We start from the raw sequence: 17,938 nt of genomic DNA on the forward strand, positions 1-17,938 counted from the left end.
GTGCTATCCCAAAATTGGGAGGGTATACACAAAAATCTGTGAGAAAAAATGAAGACCAATCAACATTTTTGTGTCAAAAGCACATTTTTTAATATGTAGTCACAGAAGTTGTATTGAGCTGTGTTAATTTGAACTACGGTTTAAAAAGTTTTGTTGCATGCAAAAACTTGATGATTCCGCGATTTGAAATTCAACACTGCCACCTAAAAGTGACCCTGTTTTATGCTGTCTAAATTTTTTATTGAACGTCCGATTTTCGCTGGTGTGCTCGCAATTATTGTGATGGCACTGGGGATTTTTTCAGTATTAAATTTACCTGTAGAACGCTATCCAGATATAGCACCACCACGTATTACCGTCAGTGCGACCTATACGGGCGCTTCTGCTGAAACAGTTGAAGAAAGTGTAACGCAAATCTTAGAGCAGCAAATTAAAGGGCTAGATCATTTGCTGTATTTCAGTTCTAGCAGTGATTCTTCGGGTCGTAGCCGAATTAGTATCAGCTTTGAAAATGGAACCAATCCAGATACCGCACAAGTACAAGTGCAAAATGCCATTAATGGTGCAATCAACCGTTTACCAGAAGATGTACAACGTCAGGGTGTAAATGTATTCAAATCACTAGGTGATATGCACATGGTGATTGGCTTGTACGATGCTACAGGCAAAAGCAGTAATATTGCCTTATCAGATTATATGATGAGCCATTTGGAACAAGACCTTGCCCGTATTGAGGGTGTAGGAGAGGTCGATGTTTTTGGTTCGCAATATGCCATGCGAATTTGGCTAAACCCTTTAAAGCTTAAGCAATATGCATTAATGCCCAGTGATATTCGGGCAGCAGTACAAGCGCAAAATACACAGGTTGCAGCAGGGGCAATTGGAGAATTACCGACTGCTCAAGATCAATACCTCAATGCCAAAGTTACCTCAGGTTCACGCTTAAAAACTGTAGAAGAATTTGAAAATATTATTTTAAAGGCCAATCAAACAGGCGGCTTTGTTTATTTAAAGGATGTTGCACGTATTGAGTTGGGCGCAGAGAATTATCAAAGTTTTAATACCATTAATGGTTTTCCGTCGGCAGGCATGGGGATTTCCTTATCTTCAGGGGCGAATGCGCTGCAAACCTCGGCTTTAATTCAAAAAGAAATACAGCACTTAAAACAACAGTTACCTGATGGCTATCAAATCGTATTTCCAAGAGACAACACGCCATTTGTGCAGGAATCAATTAAAGAAGTGGTGAAAACTTTAATTGAAGCGGTCATTTTAGTCGTGATAGTCATGTTCCTATTTTTACAGAATTGGCGCGCGACGCTCATTCCTACCGTGACTGTGCCTGTGGTGATTTTGGGGACAATGGCCATTCTGCAAGTATTTGGCATGAGCATCAATACCCTGACTTTATTTGCGTTGGTTTTGGCGATTGGTTTGTTGGTGGATGATGCGATTGTGGTGGTGGAGAACGTAGAGCGCTTAATGCATGAACAGCAGCTTAACGCTAAACAGGCCGCCATTGCATCCATGCAGGAAATTAGTGGTGCTTTGGTGGGTATTACCTTAGTACTGACAGCAGTATTTATTCCTATGGCGTTTTTTGGTGGGTCAACAGGCGTGATCTATCGTCAGTTTTCCATTACGTTGGTTACTGCAATGTCTTTATCCTTACTGGTTGCGCTCATTTTAACGCCTGCATTATGTGCTTTGATTTTAAAGCCGAATCCACAGCCTGCAAAATGGGCGTTGTGGTTTAATCAAAAACTGGAACAATTCAAACAACGCTATCTCCAGCTTTCTGCATGGACTATGCAGCATAAGAGCATCTGTCTGGTTGTTTTTGCCAGTTTACTCACGGTCTTTGCCTTATTTTACCGTGCCTTGCCAACCAGTTTTATTCCCAATGAAGATCAAGGCATGTTATCTGTCCAGATTAAATTGCAAGAAGGTGCGCCATTATCGAAAAGCCGAGAAGTGGGAGAAAGTGTCCGTGCATATTTCATGCAGCAAGAGGCAGACAATGTTGACTTGGTGATGCTGCGTTATGGACGTAATTTTTCGGGAACGGGACAGAATTTAGGACAAGGCTTTATAGCACTTAAACATTGGGATGAACGAACGGGTAAAGCGAATACTGCAGAAGCCATTCGTGAACGGGCGATGCAACATTTTCGTCAGCATCCTGATGCCCAGATTATGATTGGATTGCCTGCTTCAGTACGTGGCTTGGGGCAAACCGACAGTCTAGAGTTTTGGATTCGGGATGTGAATGGTGCAGGGCGGGACTTTTTAACGCAACAGTTTGAGAACTTAGCGAAGCAAGCGAGCCAATACTCAAGTTTTGAAAATTTGGATCAGCGTGCTAACCCAGAAAAAGCTGAATTAAATGTCACGATGGATCAGAAACAAGCCATGGCAGCGGGTCTAACCCAAACTGCAATCAACAGCACTTTGTCGGCTGCATGGGGTGGCAATTATATTAATGATTTTATTGATCGCGGCCGAATTAAACGTGTGATTATGCAAGGCGATGCAGAGTTTCGTACTCAACCTGAAGATTTATATCAGTGGTCGGTACGTAATCAACAAAACCAGATGGTGCCATTTAGCCAGTTTGCCCAGCTAAGCTGGGGTGGTGGGCCTGAAGTGGTCAATCGTTTCATGGGATATAGCGCCTTGCAAATGGAAGCCGATACGACAGAAGGCAAAAGTTCTGGTCAGGCTATGCGTGATTTGGAACAATTAGTTGCACAGCAACAAGGAATAGATTTGGCATGGAGTGGATTGTCTTATGAAGAAAATCAGTCCAGCGCTCAAGCCTTAATTTTATATTTGGTTTCAATTGGTTTTATTTTTCTGTGTTTGGCTGCCTTGTATGAAAGCTGGAGCATTCCAACCGCAGTAATGACTGCAATTCCATTGGGTATAGGTGGCAATATTCTATTTAGTTATTTTGCCGGCTTTCCTAACGACATTTATTTTCAAATTGCCTTACTGACCACCATTGGTTTGTCTTGTAAAAATGCAATATTAATTGTGGAATTTGCCTCTGTGGCGCAGCAGCAGGGAAAACAAGTGGTGCAAGCTGCTTTAGAAGGTGCGAGTTTACGGCTTAGACCAATTTTAATGACTTCATTGGCATTTGGCGCAGGTATATTACCATTGGTCTTCGCTTTTGGTGCAGGCGCAGCAAGCCGTCAGGAAATTGGCGTAAGTGTGTTGGGTGGGGTAGTGTTTGGCACAATTTTAGTCTTAATTTTTATTCCGTTTATGTATGTGTTGATTCGTTCGGTGTTTAAACCTAAAGTACAAAAAATCTAAGCTTGTTATCGCTTAAAAAATGATTTTAATGAAATGCTTAGCTGAGTTTTAGGCTATGATGTTGCTCCAAGCTCAAGCCTGTAAAATTAGCAAGCTTAATCTTAGATTTACTAAATACTGTGAAAATCTTTAGCTCATATTTCATTCGTATTTGGCTACGCCCGTGGGCTGATGGTATTGGTGATTGGCATGAAACTTTTACACACTGAACAGTTAGAACATGCACTGCAATCACATCAATACAGTGCCGTGCAGGAGATGATTCAAAATATTAACCCTGCCGATTTAGCCGATTTAATACAGTATTTAAGTCTGCAAGCTCAGGTCAGTTTAATTGAACAATTAGACAGTGCTGCCTTGGTGATGGAGTTTTTGCCCTTACATTCACAGCTAAAAATTGCTGAAACCATTGCTCCTCTGAAATTGGTTGCTTTGATTTCAGAGATGCATTCGGATGATCGCACAGACTTATATAAATTACTGTCCCCCAATTTACAGCGCTATATCAGCTTAAATATTGCAGAAGAAAAGCGCGCTCAAATTCAGTCCTTGGCGCATTATCCCGAAGAGTCGGCTGGCGCCATTATGAGCTCCGACTTTGTGGTGCTTTCGCCTGAATTAAATATGCAGCAAGCCATAGATGAACTGCGCACAATGACAGCAGATCGGGAAACTTTATACCTGATTTATATTGTAGATGCGGCCATGAAACTGCTGGGCGTCATTTCTTTAAGAGAGATTATTCAAAATCCGCCTGAGCAAAAAATTAAACAGGTGATGTGTACCGACTTGGTGACGGGTTTGGTCACTGAAGATCAGGAAAGTATTGCCCTAAAGCTCAGTCATTATGATTTCCTAGCCTTGCCGATTGTAGATGATGAACAGCATTTGTTGGGGATTGTCACTTATGACGATGCAATGGATGTGGTACAGGCTGAAACTACGGAGGACTTTTTAAAGTCGAGTGCCGTTGGTTCATCGCCTGGACTGAGTATGAAAACTGCACCTATTTTATTTTTATACCGTAAACGTGTGTTTTGGCTGGTGATTCTGGTCTTTGGCAGTTTGCTGTCTGGTATGGGAATCGCACATTATGAAGAAATTATTGCTGCACATATTGTGTTGGTGTTCTTTTTACCGTTGTTGGTGGGCAGTGGTGGAAATGCAGGTTCTCAGTCTGCAACATTGATGGTGCGAGCACTGGCCACAGGCGATGTGCAGTTTAAAGATTGGTTGTATCTGCTTGGGCGTGAAAGTTTAGTCGCGCTATGTTTAGGTGGCACCATGGCGTTTGCAGTCTCTATTTTAGGTTATTACCGTGGCGATCTTATGGTTTCACTGGTGTTGGCTTTGAGTATGATGGGCATTGTGCTGATGGGCTGTTTAATTGGAATGAGCCTACCTTTCATCCTGAATCGTTTGAAGCTAGACCCTGCAAGTGCATCTGCACCGTTAGTAACTTCCATTTGTGATGCAACAGGCGTGGTGGTGTATTTATTTATTGCTTCACAGCTTCTACTTTAAATTATCGGGCTTCTGTTGCCTTAAATAAATCCTTTAAGCACTTTAAATTCATCTTAGATTAGCATTTATAAAAACATAACAGACCTGAGTCAAAATCTGCTTTATTCTCAAATAGATTGCTTTAAAAAAGACATAAATATTGCTATGCCTCAATCTCCACTTTCAAATGCCAATCCTCGTGCTAAAAAACTCAGTCAAGATGAGGTGATTCGTTTAGAGCGAGATTTAGCCAAATTTGCCAATATGATGGATTCAGTGGTACGTATTCCATTTACCAAGCAGGGTGTCGGGGCAGATGCTGCTCTGGGGACACTTCCCGTGGCAGGAGATGTCGCTGGTTTTGCCTTGACCTGCTATGCCATTTATAAAGCCAAACAAATTGGTGTGCCGCAAAGTAAACTTACGCCAGTCATTAAACTGGCTGTGGTAGATGCAGTGGTCGGTTTTGTGCCAATTGTCGGAACAGTCTTTGATGTATTTATTCGTCCGAGTCGTAAAGCTTTAGATGTGGTGCATAGCCATATACGTGAAGAATATCAAATTCAGAGTGAACACCATGTCACGCATCCTTTTTTACATGAGCAATTAGAACGTAAACAGCAGCAGTCAGCATTTTGGCGTAATCCTATAGTGGCATGGCTCTGGATTCATTTACCCGATTTATTGGGAGTACTGTTTTTAATCTTGCTTGTTTGGGCCATGTGGTTGGGTGCAAGTTGGTTGTGGCAGTGGTCACAAACTTTTGCAGTATAAAATAAGTAAAGTTTGGCTTGTATGCAGTCATAAAAAAAGCTTCCCGAAGGAAGCTTTTTTGTTGTGAAATCACAATGTGTTGAACAGTCTTAAGGCAAGTTTAATTGTTGTAATGCTGCAACACGTTGTTCAATGCTCGGGTGAGTTTGGAACAATGCAGCCAAACTAAAACCTTGTTCTTTACCTGCAGAAATTGCAAAAGCTTTCATTTCTTTTGGCATTGCATCTGGCATCTCAGACTCTGCTTGTAAACGCAATAACGCAGAAATCATGGCTTGTTTACCTGCTAAACGTGCACCTGCTTCATCTGCACGGTATTCACGTTGACGCGAGAACCACATCACAATTGAAGACGCCAAAATACCAAAGACAATATCTAATACAATGGTAATTGCAAAGTAAGCCAAGCCTGGGGCTTCGCCATCTTCACGACCAAAGACATTACGGTCAATAAAGTCACCTGCAACACGAGCAAAGAACATAACAAATGCGTTTACAACACCTTGAATCAGTGCCAGTGTAACCATGTCACCATTGGCAACGTGGCCAATTTCATGTGCCAGTACCGCGCGTAATTCATCTTTATTCATGCGCTCAAGCAAGCCAGTAGATACAGCCACTAAAGCATCATTTTTGTTCCAACCCGTTGCAAAAGCATTAGATTGATAAGAAGGGAAAATACCCACTTCTGGCATTTTAATACCAGCACGTTGCGACAATTGTGCAACTTCATTTAATAACCACGCTTCAGCTTGGTTACGAGGGGCATTCGGGTCAATTAATTCAGTCCCAGTTGTTTTTTTCGCCATCCATTTAGACATGAATAGAGAAATTAAAGAGCCAACCATACCAAAGACAAAACAGATGACCAACAGGTTGCCTAGGTTTAAGCCACCCGCGCCATGGTAACTACCGACACCGAAGAGTGACAAAATTATGCCAGCTACAACCAGTACCGCGAGGTTGGTTAGCAAGAACAAACCAATCCGCATCATTGAGTAAATCCTCTTATATTGAAAATGTAATCTGATTTGTTAATAAATCATGTCGTTAAATATGCGGTGTATGTCTTAAAAATTCAAGAAAAAATAATAAAACTGTACCAAAAATATCGACTTTATTCTGAAATGAAAATACGTGCCGAAGCAGTGGCATTGCTAGTGGCATAAGAGCCCGTTGGGGCATCGGTAAAGCTACCATCTGCAGCTATAATAATTTGTCGTTGCGGACGTTTGTTCATGCTGACTTGATGGTTGCTGGCGCTATAATTATCTGACTGCGCAATAATTTGTGCATTTTGGCCAGTACTGCTACTAGAAGTATTATTATTTTGAGGGCTACCAGCGCTCACTCCATTGGCATATAGGTTGCTATAGCGGCTGGTAACACGACGGACATAGTCCTGTGTTTCACGAAAAGGTGGTACACCGCCGTATTTTGCGACGTTGCCTTCACCTGCGTTATAACCTGCCAAGGCCAAAGTGGTATTGCCATTAAAGCGTTTTAATAACCATGCTAAATATTTTGCACCCGCCATAATGTTTTGATGCGGATCATAAGCATTGCTGACATTAAAACGACGTGCTGTAGCAGGCATAAGCTGCATTAAGCCTTGTGCACCGACAGGGGAGCGTGCATTTACATTAAAGCCCGATTCGGTATGCATGACCGCTTTAATTAAACCTTCAGAGATGCCATGTTGTTGTGCAGCTTGCTGAATTATATGGTCAAAGGCATTTTTATTGCGGCTATAACTTGGCAATACTGAAGCTTCAGATGAACCCCAGTTGCGATAGCTGTGAATATTGCTGTCTGCGTAATAGGTGACTTTAACTTTTTTTAGGGAACGGTCGTTACTTTTACGGTTGGTCAGTAGGGTGCTGCCGTTATTGTCTTTATACATATAAATCTGACCTGCATGTGCAGCCGTAAGCAATGGCATGCTGCTAACAGATCCAAAAAAACACAGTAAAAAAACCTTCATTTTATTTTTCATGGTGTGATTACACTAAAAGCTGTCCCCAAACAGTTGTTACGAGTTTAACAAAAATCTCACAGATGAAAAGACTTTGTACAAATTCATTTACAGGAGTAGCGAAAAAAATCAAGCGAAATTGCTGACAGAGTAATCAAAAAAAATATTTATTTTTTTTTAATTGGCTTAGCTTGACACACTTAAATCATTGATTTTTATTTAAAATAAAAATGATCACAAAATGATCAATTTAAAGAGAAGCCTTAGAATATCGGCAAGAGGCCTTGTCAAGTTGTTTTAAATCCACAAAGTTATCCACAGGATTTGTGGAAAACTGTGGAAAAGTCCAAAAGATAAGCATCTTGCCGAAAAACTGAACGCGAAGGTTCAAAATAACATGCGGTTCAATACAGCCCGATGACAAAAATTTTGATTCCGATGAATTTGCATTCTTTTGATGCGATGTTGGTCTGAATCGGCTAAAATTGCGCGGTAATTTTTTTCATGGGTTAATCTCGTCTATGTTCTCACCCGTTGAGTCCGATCAAGGATTTAATTTCAAGCCAGAACTCCCAACCAGCTCTGCGTATTATCGTTTGTTGAAAAAGCTGCGTCGCCAAGTCGGGCATGCGATTCGTGACTTCAATATGATTGAAGATGGCGATAAAGTCATGGTGTGTATTTCTGGCGGGAAAGACAGTTATACCTTGCTGGACATTATGTTGCAGTTTAAACGTATTGCGCCAATCAATTTTGATGTGGTGGCAGTCAACCTAGACCAAAAGCAACCTGGTTTCCCTGAAGATGTATTACCGCGTTATTTAGAAGAAAATAACATTCCGTATTATATTTTGGAAAAAGACACCTATAGCATCACCAAGCGTTTAACCCCTGAAGGAAAAACCTATTGTGCGGTATGTTCACGTTTGCGCCGTGGTTCGCTCTATGGCTTCGCACAGGAAATTGGTGCGACCAAAGTGGCGCTTGGACATCACCGTGATGATATTTTGGCGACTTTTTTCTTGAACTTGTTCCATGGGGGCAGTTTAAAGGCGATGCCGCCAAAGCTACTTTCTTCAGACAAGAAAAATATGTTGATTCGTCCATTGGCTTATGTGGAAGAAAAAGACATCATCAAATATGCAGAAATGCGCAAATTCCCAATTATTCCGTGTAACTTGTGTGGTTCACAGGAAAACTTACAACGTGCGATTATTAACGACATGCTGCGTGAGTGGGATAAAGCCCATCCTAAGCGTTTACACAGTATTTTTGGTGCTTTGCAGAATGTATCGCCATCCCAATTGGCAGATCGCGAATTATTTGACTTTGAAGCTTTAGATAGCCAGCGTGTATTTGATTTTGCAGATCAGGTTGAACAAAATGCTGCTGAGCAGAACAAGCGCATCAATATGGTCAATTTAGGCTACGCTGCAGACTAAGTTTAAAGAGTGCGTTAATCTTAGATTCAATATAAACACCAAGCTTCGGCTTGGTGTTTTTTTATGCTATTGATTTATTTGATAAAGTATTAAATATACAAAAACTGAACGTCCCGTACAAAATTTCTTAGCCTTTATTCAGGTTATCATGCTATAACAATCATCAAGCAAAATAGCTTAATAATGATGGTGTCTGGATAGACAACACACATGCACAAATATATTGAGGAAGAATCATGCCTGCTTTTTTAACTGATGATTGGTTTGCGACTGTAGAAAACTTAACGGCTCAAGCTGGTGATTTAAATTTACCTCCTGCATTGGCAAATCTAGCAATTAACTTAGTGGTGACTGATGCTGCAGGCAACACCGAGTTGTCTTTAGATGGCGGTAAAATCCAAAAAGGTTTGGCGGATAACGCGAAAACAACATTAAATATGGATGCGGAAACCTTACGCAAAGTATTCTTAGAATTTGATATGGCTGCTGCAATGCAGGCTTTCATGACAGGTAAAATCAAAGTACAGGGTGATATGTCACAATTAATGGCATTGCAAACTGCAAAACCAAGCCAAGAACAAAAAGATTTGTTTAAGAAGATTCTTGAGCAATCTGCTTAATTAAAGTTATTTCTGCTGTAGTGGGTATTCATTGCCGCTACAGCATTAAAAAAGCCTAGTTGACGTATCAACTAGGCTTTTTTATTTGGGCTATAAATAAGAAGCAACAAAATCAAATTTGCGATTTAAGCGACTTAGATGTTAACCAATTGTGGTGTGGTCTTAATATGCTCTAAATAAGCACGAATACGGGTCACGTATTGCACCGCTTGACGATAACGACCATTGCTGGCTTTGTTACGGTCTAAATAAGCATATAAGTTCACCCAGTTATTTGGGTTTTTACCTTGCGCACGAATTCGCTTCTGAATCTGACTGACTGCGCCTGGGCCCATGTTATAAGCCACTAGTGCGTACCAGTTACGATCAGGGAACGGAATATGATCATAGCGGTTTAGCATTTGGTCATAATACTTGGCACCACCCTGAATACTTTGAGCAGGATCGGTACGGTTACTGACACCCATTGCTTTTGCTGTATTGTTGGTCAGCATCATAATGCCACGCACACCCGTTGGCGACACAGAATTAGGTTTTAGGTAAGATTCCTGATAGCCAATGGCTGCCAAAAGATGCCAGTCCAAATCATACTGTGTTGCTGTCTTTTTAAAGTTTGCCTTATATAGAGGTAGACGATTACGCAAATCACGTTGGATCAGATCCCACGATTCTTGCTTAACAACATTACGGTTATAAAATGAAGCCAATTGGCTAATAGAACCGTTTTGTTTGCCACGGCAAACAAAGTTACTTGCGGTTTGGCTCAGTGGATCATCTGCGTGTTTAAACACCCAGTTCAGCTCGCTATTCAAGCCATTACGCTTTAGGGTATTTAAATCGCCACAACTGGCAGAAAATGCAGTGAGTTGCTGATTTTCGATACTTTGGATACTCGATGTGGTCATCGCAAAGTTGGCTTTACCAGAAGAAACCCATTTTAAAGCTGTGGCATTGTCGCTCACAGTTTTAAATTCGAGTTTCACATTCATGCTTTCGGCATAGTTACGCACTAGGTCATAACCAAAGCCATGTAAATGCTGTCCATCTTTAAAGACAGTCGTTGAATTGGCTACTGAAACGACGGTCAATTTATTTTGATTGACGACGTTGTCAAACTGATGGGCCGTTTTGCCTGCGTTAATACTGTGAAATGGGAGAAATGCAGTACTTAAAGCAAGGACTTTTAAAGGAAGACGATTAAAAAATGAGTGAAGGCTAAGCCTAGACCCAGACGTTGAACTACTGTGCATGTTGGCTCCGCTACAAGTAATTTATGCCCTAAAAAGCAAAGGCAACATGCCTTGAACTTTTTCAAGTTTGATAAATTCAATAAGGGTTGGGCAGTCATGACGTCATTCAAAATGACTTGGGATTAAAGGGAAACATGTGTAGAATTTCTACACGGGTTAAAAATTGAACAATATAAAAAGATGTGCGAATAATAAAGACGAAATTTTTGGATGTCAAATTTTGTACACCAATTTTTTGAAAAATGTAACATAAGATATTAATTTTATTAAGGAATAAAATTTATAAACTTTAGTTGTGTAGAAAAATGCAATAAAATAGACGATTGATGTTAACCAAATGTAAAAAAATGGCAGCAAAAACACCGTGAAATCTAACTTAATTACACGTTCTGGACACGATAAACTGGTCGCTGAACTACAACATTTATGGCATGAAGAACGACCTGAAATCACGAAAAAAGTGAACTGGGCAGCAAGCCTTGGCGATCGGTCGGAAAATGCGGATTACCACTATAATAAAAAAAGGTTGCGTGAAATAGACCGTCGGGTGCGGTACTTAGGTAAGCGTTTAGAAGAGTTACGTATAGTCGATTTTTCTCCTGAACAAGAGGGGAAAGTGTATTTTGGTGCGTGGGTCGAAATTGAAAATGAACAAGGCGAGCAAAAGACGCTAAGAATTGTGGGAGTAGATGAAATTTATGATCATCACCCGCAGCATATTTCAATTGAATCTCCTATGGCGCGGGCTTTGCTGTCTAAACAGGTAGATGATGAAGTAGACGTACACACACCTTTAGGTAAAAAGAGCTGGTTTATTAATTCGATACGTTATGAAAAGCCTGAAATCACACAAGAAGGCTGATTTTTGATTTTATTTTGTACATTTGAAGCATAATTTTTAGAAAATATTTGCCAAGCTGAATTTTTCTTTATATGATAGCCGCCATTGGAAGCGTGGCAGAGCGGTTTAATGCACCGGTCTTGAAAACCGACGAGGGTGTGAGTCCTCCGTGAGTTCGAATCTCACCGCTTCCGCCAAATCTTATCTTTTGATTGATAAAATCAGAAGTTATAAATATGAAAAATGAGATACAAGCTATCACTTCTAAGTCATATTTAAAAAAGCAGTAAGATCATTTCTTACTGCTTTTTTTTATGGTGGATATGTTGAGTCCAATAAGCTGCTGAGTATTCAATGTAAATGAGCCTCAGCAATCAATTGTTCTGCCATTTGTTTAGTCTTTTTTAAACCAGGCATACGGTATTCTGTATGACCATAATCCTTAATTGATTTCCAACGACCACCCCAAGTCAAACCTACAGACTCAGCAACTTCACCATAGAGTTCATAGCCACGCATCGCCCACGGATCCCGTTCTGAAATGACCACTTTACCGTTGCGTTTGAAGGCAACATCGGCAGCTAAACCAAATTGATGATAACTTTGATAGCCTTGAGCGCGCGTTGTATTACGATTGCCTGCTAACATATTTTGGCGACTTGGGCTACGATAGCCTTCGAGTAACACCAATTCATAGCCATGTTGTTCTTTCATAATTTTGAATACCATAAGTAAACGTTGCTTATAGCGTGGATTGATTTTATCCCATTTACGATTCACCAAAGACGTATCTAAACTCGCATGAGAATGCGGCAGTGCATCCTCAATTCGTGTTGTATAAATACTTGTATCGCTTGAATGTTGCGTTAAATAAGCTTGTTCAAGTCGAGTCGCTTCTACAATTGCATCTTGAATCAGGTGCACATCTATATCTGGCGGTGGACTGAGTATTTCACCATTCAATAAAGCATAAACCTGTGGGTCAGTTTCTTTTAAATATTTGGCTTCAATACGTGTAGAGTTGATGGGGCGTGTAAATGCAAACACAAGAATACTGGCAAATAAAAAGAAACCTGCAATTAAAATCCACCATTGTTGTAAGTGCCAATGCGTTTGCAATTTTTCAGGTGAGGCAGCCTGATGCATATTCTCTGCAAATCGCATGGCATGGACAATTCTCTTTTTTCCGCTTGGGAGCAAGGATTGCAACAGTTGTTGGCACTGATCACGTATCTCATAAGACATGAGTAGCGTTAATCCCAACGCTACTGACACAAAGCAGAAAAAAATCAGAAAGACCATGGCTTATTGAGCTTCATTTGCAGCGATAGTTTTTTGCGTCACTGTGATTTTTAAGCTTGCGGCAGGTGTTTCAGGGTCAGATTCTGTTATGTTTTCAGGCATAGTTTTAGGCGTGACAATTTTTTCAAGTGCATCTACTGCTTTAGGTACTGTTTTATTATGACGTTTTGATAAATTTTCAGGTGCTGCGGTAGATACAGACTTGGCTTTTGGTTCATTTGCAAATGGTGAACTCTGCTGCCCAGTTGGAGATGGCGCTGCTACAGGGGCATGTTGGAAAAATTTATTTAAATCATGGCTTGCTGGCTGTATAAAATTATTATCTTCCTCGGACTCTATCGCTTCAGACTGAATTTCTATGGTTTGATGAGCAGTAATATGCGCATCGCTATTTGCTAGTGTTTCTTTTGAATCGGGCTGAATAAATTCATGTTCTTTATTGATCTGCAGCATATTGGCTTTTGGTGTGCTGGAGTCGATTATAAACACCCAAAAAATCAACGCAGCAAACAGAAGCCCCAATATAAATCCGATTAGTAAATACATGACTGGTGATAAGATCTTTTTCTTATTGTTCGGTAATATTCGTAACGATGTGATTCTTTCCTGAGTCATACGTCATCTACTAGGGCAAATGGATGGTGATATGGGCTTCTTCTGCAGGAGAGGAAATCACATGTTGATACGGTGTGAAAGTATTCACATTTTGTTGAGATAACATGAACCTTAAGCCCACAAACGTGAGGAGGGTAAATAGGAATAAAAAAATTAGAATCCAGACGAAAGGGAGTTCGTGGTGAATAATATGTTTAATATGATCAGGAATGGCAGAAAAAGGTGAAAATGCAGCTTTTTTCCCTTTTAAATAATCAATTTCATCACCCAGACGTGCAACCAAATGATTTAAACTTTCTATCGACTCTAGCCGATATTTGCCCTGAAAACCGAGCAGCAAGCAGTAATGAAATACTTCAAGTGAAGCTAAACGTTCTCTACCACGACCACGTAGTTGTTCCAAGATTTCAAAAAAACGATAACCCGCTAACTGCGAACCAAATAAACTCAACTGCAATGGGCTAATCAGCCATGTGTTTTGTAAGTTGAAGTATGCTGCATCTTGCTGGGTGGCAATTGTTTCATCCATTAACGCACAAAAAGCATATTTGGCATCTTGTATGTCATCAGCAGAAAATTGTAAACGCTTGGCTTGTTGTTCAAAATGGTGCAATAAATCTAAAATTTTTTCCCGAAAATCACTTGGGTTTTCGGGAATATAACGATAGCGCAATAGAAAAACCAAGTAAAAACCATCATGCAATAGGTCAATTAAATTGTTTGTTTGTGTGTTATTTTTTGGTAGATCAGGCGTAGTTATACCTGAGCCAATTTGTCCATCTTCAAATAAAGAAGGAATACTCGTGGGCTGAGTCATTGTGATTCTCTTAACTGTTCATTACGGCAATGAGTTCAATACTCATATCTTGGAAACCTGCTGGTACATAGACACAGATAGATTCAGATTCAAGCATACGTGGATAGAGTTCGTGATGTGCTTCGATTTCAAAATAGCTGACACCTGAACGTACAGGAATTGCGGTGGGGACTTGCATTAAATGACGCAATGGCACAGCAGGAAGTGCTGCAATCACCCTTTGTTCTACATCTATGGTACTACCCACTTTAAAGCGCAAAGGTACAATTTGAATTAATTCGTGTGCTTGCATCATGCTGCTTGAAACAGCGATGTAAAGACGTGTATCACGGGTAATTTTGTCCGATTCAAGTCGACCAACCCAATAAGAAGGCCTTGTTTCTTTTAAGGCAATACTAAAACAACGACTCGAAATAATAGTGTCTAATAAATCTCTTAAAATCAGATCAAGCTGCTGAAAACTTTCTTGTAATTGATGATGCTTATAGTGAGGTAAATGGTCTACGTCATAATTCGTTGAAAAAGTGAGTAATGACCCAGTTAGGCGTAATAATTCAGAAAATAAGCGTTCGGGATGAATTTTTGGATAATATAATACATGATTCAATCCTGCATAGGCTGTATTTAATGCATTGATAAGCCAAAAGGAAACAATATCGCCTGAACGAAATTCGATTAGGTTTTGTTCATTTTCTCGATTATTACTTTGAATGGTTTTAATTTTGGCTTTGATGATATTGAGTGTACGTTTTAAGTTGCTAAGGAGCGATTCAGACGCCGCAATATGTAAAATAGGAGGAATAAATTGCGTATCAAGTTCAAAATGACCTGAGCTTTGGCGCTTTAACTTTGCAGCGGCTATGTAGAGAAAGCCATCTAGGCTTTGACTAGGTTGATGATGCAACTCCAATAATTTGAACTCAGCACGGCGACGCAATAAATTCAGTTCGGCAGGGGATGCATCGGTGAATATGTCATGGGTTTCAGTCAAATAATAATGATAACGACTTGTTGCTGAATGTGTTTCATCAGCTATATTCTTTTTATTGGCTTGTAAAATAGGTAGCGCCAAATACACCATCATTTCGGTTTGCAGATTAAGGTCGTCTAGCAATAAAGGTTCTAGTAACAAATCTTGTGCAGGAGCATGATAGATTTCACCGTCTTGCCAAATCATTTCTACGTCTTGTAACGCCAGAATATGCGTAGACAGTTGTAATTCATCAAACTTTAATTTTTGTATGCCATAGGCGTGGGGAATCATTGCACGAATGGTATGATTCAAACGTTGCTCGTGATAGGTATCTTGAATCTGGAAATGCTGAGGACGTAAAAATAAGCCTTCGCCCCAAAGAACTTTTTCTGCTTTAAACATAAGTATTTACCCACAATTATTCATTTTCATTCTTTGGTTGAACACCCAATGTGTCCTGTAGCATTTGCAAAGGATGTTCATCCTTAATCACTTGAGTTAACCATTCATGTAATGGCATTTGGCTCCATTTAATGGTTTTTTGCAGCATATAACTGACAGGGCTATGTGGCTCATTTTTTTGAAAATAAGTCGCAATGTCTTGCAGTACCCGCATCGCCTGTTCACGATTCTGGGCGTGTGATTGGACTTGTGGCTGGAAATACAGTTGAGTATGTGGTTCAGAAGATTGCGTTGTCACAGGTTGTACCGAAGTAGAACAGCCCTATCAAAATTTGTTATGTGCTCCTTTTAGTTATAAAGCAGTTTTACTCGATATATTTCAGCGGAATCGGGTTTTACATAGCATTTGTGATACAGCAATCATGCTCGAAAAATTGAATGAACTCCCTAATGCAATTCAGGTGTTTAGTGCTGAAGAATGCAATGATTTTTACGAGAATCATACGATGAATTCCTTTGCACAATTAATGAAAATTAATGTGCATGAATTGGCGCAGAGCATGATTGGGCTGGGACTTTTGTTGCAGCCTATATTAAGAAATGGAACCAAGCATTTAAATAAAGTACTGATTTTACCTATTCATAACCCAATGTATTGCTATGAAATTGCGGCATTTTGGGTTGGCATGATAGGGCATTTCTTGGCAAGCCATCATTCTGAAATTTTGATTGGTATTTTACACCGTGAAGATCCAATTTTAGTGATTGATTTTCAGGGGGCAGATATTCTTACACTAAGTGATATTTTTACTCAAAATATGCAGGGTGAGCATTGGGTTTCATTAATTCGGGCACAGTGGATAAATGCCTACCTAGAACAAAATGCAGGTCTAGCCACATTAGAACAATCTCTTTGTCACCATCAAATGAGTCTACAGCAAGGCTTAAAACTATTTAGACAAACTTTTTTAGATAAATCATTATGAAAAAAAATCCGAAATCTCTTTGGGCGAGTTTAATGTTTGGCTGCTGTGTTTTAGCACAAAGTCATTTTGCCAATGCAGCCCCTATTGTCGTCGAAGGTGTGGTGCCTAATGAAGAAAGTAAACAAGCAATTTTGATGAAAATCCAGTCTGTTTATGGTGCAAATCAAATTGTTGATAAAATTAAAGTAGGTCCAGTATCTGCACTCAATGGATGGAGTGATTCTGTCACACGCGTAATTACACCTGATCTCCAGAAAATCTCACAAGGTCAGTTGCGGGTGAAAGGAACTCAGGTCGATTTAACAGGAAAAATGACTGATTCAAATCAGATTCAACCCACCACTCATCGTTTCCAGGCCTTGGTTCAACAACCGTATCGCTTTCATGCGCAGCTTTCGCTCAATCAGGCTGAACAAAAAATTATTGATGATGCACTCAAAAATAGAATTGTTGAATTTGAATCAGGTAGTTCAATTTTGACAGAGGCAGGTAAAAAAATTCTGGATGAAATGGCCGTGGCTTTAAACTCGGTAGGTGCCAAGAAAGTCAAAATTATTGGACATACAGATAGTTCAGGGGATGCTCAAAAAAATACGGTATTAAGCCAAGCGCGTGCAGTTGCTGTGCAAGACTACTTGGTGGCTAAAAACATCGCAGCGGATCGTTTAAGTACGGAAGGCAAGGGTTCAAGTCAGCCTGTTGCAAACAATGCAACAGCAGATGGTCGTAAGAAAAACCGTCGTATTGGATTTGAAGTACTTTAAAAGTCTTGATATTAAAAAATATAGGATAAAACAGTGGCAAGCTCCTATATTATTGTAGCTTGTCCAAGTTAAGGGTATAAGGTTAGCATCGTTTGTTTCCTTGCTAAAATTTATGACCTCACCAAGGTGCTGTAATTGGAGGCTTAGGTCATTTATAGTTTGACTTCTTATTCTATGTGACCATGCGAATAGTATTTATCTGTCTTGCATTCAGATTTAAAAGTAAAAACTTAATTCGGGTTGAGATAGATTCAAAACAAAAAACCACCCCGAAGGATTAATGCCAGTCAGTTAAGCAAAAAAAGTTAAAATACTGTAAAAAGAGCGTATGTAAATACGCTCTTTTTTTATGA

The 17,938-nt window shown here is 39.9% G+C and carries 14 protein-coding genes, 1 tRNA gene and 2 pseudogenes; 9 read left to right on the plus strand and 8 right to left on the minus strand.

Annotation, left to right across the window (positions count from 1 at the left end):
* Window positions 1-222 precede the first annotated feature (222 nt).
* The 3 genes from HHA41_RS09020 (at window position 223) to HHA41_RS09030 (ending at window position 5,598) form a co-directional block, all read left to right on the plus strand.
* A complete protein-coding gene (locus tag HHA41_RS09020; RefSeq protein ID WP_168461416.1) occupies window positions 223-3,321 on the plus strand; it encodes a multidrug efflux RND transporter permease subunit in 3,099 nt (1,032 codons plus the stop codon).
* A 189-nt stretch (window positions 3,322-3,510) separates the two neighbouring features.
* A complete protein-coding gene (mgtE, locus tag HHA41_RS09025) occupies window positions 3,511-4,845 on the plus strand; it encodes a magnesium transporter (RefSeq protein ID WP_168461418.1) in 1,335 nt (444 codons plus the stop codon).
* A 144-nt stretch (window positions 4,846-4,989) separates the two neighbouring features.
* Window positions 4,990-5,598, plus strand: a complete 609-nt coding sequence (locus HHA41_RS09030) for a DUF4112 domain-containing protein (RefSeq protein ID WP_168461419.1) — start codon at window positions 4,990-4,992, stop codon at window positions 5,596-5,598.
* An 89-nt stretch (window positions 5,599-5,687) separates the two neighbouring features.
* Here the strand turns inward: HHA41_RS09030 and htpX are convergent, their stop codons facing one another.
* Window positions 5,688-6,593 (minus strand): protease HtpX, encoded by a 906-nt coding sequence (gene htpX / locus HHA41_RS09035; RefSeq protein WP_168418829.1) that lies wholly within the window; start codon window positions 6,591-6,593, stop codon window positions 5,688-5,690.
* Window positions 6,594-6,715: 122 nt separating this feature from the next.
* Window positions 6,716-7,540, minus strand: coding sequence for a lytic transglycosylase domain-containing protein (locus HHA41_RS09040; RefSeq protein ID WP_171525291.1), 825 nt, complete (start codon window positions 7,538-7,540; stop codon window positions 6,716-6,718).
* Between the two features lie 554 nt (window positions 7,541-8,094).
* Here HHA41_RS09040 and ttcA point away from each other — a divergent pair.
* Together ttcA and HHA41_RS09050 are read left to right on the plus strand one after the other, a co-directional pair.
* Entirely contained in the window at window positions 8,095-9,015 is a 921-nt protein-coding gene (gene ttcA, locus HHA41_RS09045; protein ID WP_168418828.1) for a tRNA 2-thiocytidine(32) synthetase TtcA, read from the plus strand.
* 236 nt (window positions 9,016-9,251) lie between these two features.
* Entirely contained in the window at window positions 9,252-9,635 is a 384-nt protein-coding gene (locus tag HHA41_RS09050) for an SCP2 sterol-binding domain-containing protein (RefSeq protein WP_004972111.1), read from the plus strand.
* A 134-nt stretch (window positions 9,636-9,769) separates the two neighbouring features.
* Here the strand turns inward: HHA41_RS09050 and HHA41_RS09055 are convergent, their stop codons facing one another.
* On the minus strand, window positions 9,770-10,885 hold the full coding sequence (locus HHA41_RS09055) for a transglycosylase SLT domain-containing protein (RefSeq protein WP_168418827.1): 1,116 nt from the start codon (window positions 10,883-10,885) through the stop codon (window positions 9,770-9,772).
* Window positions 10,886-11,249: 364 nt separating this feature from the next.
* Between HHA41_RS09055 and greB the strand changes: the two genes are divergently transcribed.
* Window positions 11,250-11,747 (plus strand): transcription elongation factor GreB, encoded by a 498-nt coding sequence (greB, locus tag HHA41_RS09060; RefSeq protein ID WP_168461420.1) that lies wholly within the window; start codon window positions 11,250-11,252, stop codon window positions 11,745-11,747.
* An 86-nt stretch (window positions 11,748-11,833) separates the two neighbouring features.
* Window positions 11,834-11,923, plus strand: a tRNA-Ser gene (locus tag HHA41_RS09065).
* 154 nt (window positions 11,924-12,077) lie between these two features.
* Here HHA41_RS09065 and HHA41_RS09070 read toward each other — a convergent pair.
* The 5 genes and pseudogenes from HHA41_RS09070 to HHA41_RS09090 form a co-directional block, all read right to left on the minus strand.
* Window positions 12,078-13,028 carry a M15 family metallopeptidase gene (locus HHA41_RS09070; RefSeq protein WP_168461422.1) on the minus strand — a complete coding sequence of 317 codons (951 nt, stop codon included), beginning with the start codon at window positions 13,026-13,028 and terminating at the stop codon, window positions 12,078-12,080.
* Between the two features lie 3 nt (window positions 13,029-13,031).
* Window positions 13,032-13,643, minus strand: coding sequence for a hypothetical protein (locus HHA41_RS09075; protein WP_168461423.1), 612 nt, complete (start codon window positions 13,641-13,643; stop codon window positions 13,032-13,034).
* Between the two features lie 10 nt (window positions 13,644-13,653).
* The gene (icmH, locus tag HHA41_RS09080; RefSeq protein WP_168461424.1) at window positions 13,654-14,460 is read right to left on the minus strand and encodes a type IVB secretion system protein IcmH/DotU; all 807 of its coding nucleotides are present in this window, start codon (window positions 14,458-14,460) and stop codon (window positions 13,654-13,656) included.
* A 10-nt stretch (window positions 14,461-14,470) separates the two neighbouring features.
* Window positions 14,471-15,835, minus strand: a complete 1,365-nt coding sequence (tssK, locus tag HHA41_RS09085) for a type VI secretion system baseplate subunit TssK (RefSeq protein ID WP_168461425.1) — start codon at window positions 15,833-15,835, stop codon at window positions 14,471-14,473.
* Window positions 15,836-15,851: 16 nt separating this feature from the next.
* A pseudogene (locus tag HHA41_RS09090) lies at window positions 15,852-16,094 on the minus strand (type VI secretion system protein TssA); the annotation flags it as partial.
* A gap of 31 nt (window positions 16,095-16,125) precedes the next feature.
* Here HHA41_RS09090 and HHA41_RS09095 point away from each other — a divergent pair.
* Window positions 16,126-16,821: pseudogene (locus HHA41_RS09095) on the plus strand (type VI secretion system-associated protein TagF); the annotation flags it as partial.
* Window positions 16,818-17,585, plus strand: a complete 768-nt coding sequence (locus tag HHA41_RS09100) for an OmpA family protein (RefSeq protein WP_168461427.1) — start codon at window positions 16,818-16,820, stop codon at window positions 17,583-17,585. The pseudogene HHA41_RS09095 and the gene HHA41_RS09100, both read left to right, overlap by 4 nt.
* The last annotated feature ends 353 nt before the right edge of the window (window positions 17,586-17,938 follow it).

The organism is Acinetobacter sp. A1, from assembly GCF_012371315.1.
In the GTDB taxonomy this organism is placed as follows: Bacteria; Pseudomonadota; Gammaproteobacteria; order Pseudomonadales; family Moraxellaceae; genus Acinetobacter.

Coding starts and splice junctions, on each gene's coding strand:
- mgtE (WP_168461418.1), top strand. CDS start 3,511: ATGAAACTTTTACACACTGAACAGTTAGAACATGCACTGCAATCACAT.
- HHA41_RS09030 (WP_168461419.1), top strand. CDS start 4,990: ATGCCTCAATCTCCACTTTCAAATGCCAATCCTCGTGCTAAAAAACTC.
- tssK (WP_168461425.1), bottom strand. CDS start 15,835: ATGTTTAAAGCAGAAAAAGTTCTTTGGGGCGAAGGCTTATTTTTACGT.
- htpX (WP_168418829.1), bottom strand. CDS start 6,593: ATGATGCGGATTGGTTTGTTCTTGCTAACCAACCTCGCGGTACTGGTT.
- icmH (WP_168461424.1), bottom strand. CDS start 14,460: ATGACTCAGCCCACGAGTATTCCTTCTTTATTTGAAGATGGACAAATT.
- HHA41_RS09100 (WP_168461427.1), top strand. CDS start 16,818: ATGAAAAAAAATCCGAAATCTCTTTGGGCGAGTTTAATGTTTGGCTGC.
- HHA41_RS09075 (WP_168461423.1), bottom strand. CDS start 13,643: ATGACTCAGGAAAGAATCACATCGTTACGAATATTACCGAACAATAAG.
- HHA41_RS09020 (WP_168461416.1), top strand. CDS start 223: ATGCTGTCTAAATTTTTTATTGAACGTCCGATTTTCGCTGGTGTGCTC.
- HHA41_RS09040 (WP_171525291.1), bottom strand. CDS start 7,540: ATGCCATTGCTTACGGCTGCACATGCAGGTCAGATTTATATGTATAAA.
- HHA41_RS09050 (WP_004972111.1), top strand. CDS start 9,252: ATGCCTGCTTTTTTAACTGATGATTGGTTTGCGACTGTAGAAAACTTA.
- ttcA (WP_168418828.1), top strand. CDS start 8,095: ATGTTCTCACCCGTTGAGTCCGATCAAGGATTTAATTTCAAGCCAGAA.
- HHA41_RS09070 (WP_168461422.1), bottom strand. CDS start 13,028: ATGGTCTTTCTGATTTTTTTCTGCTTTGTGTCAGTAGCGTTGGGATTA.
- HHA41_RS09055 (WP_168418827.1), bottom strand. CDS start 10,885: ATGCACAGTAGTTCAACGTCTGGGTCTAGGCTTAGCCTTCACTCATTT.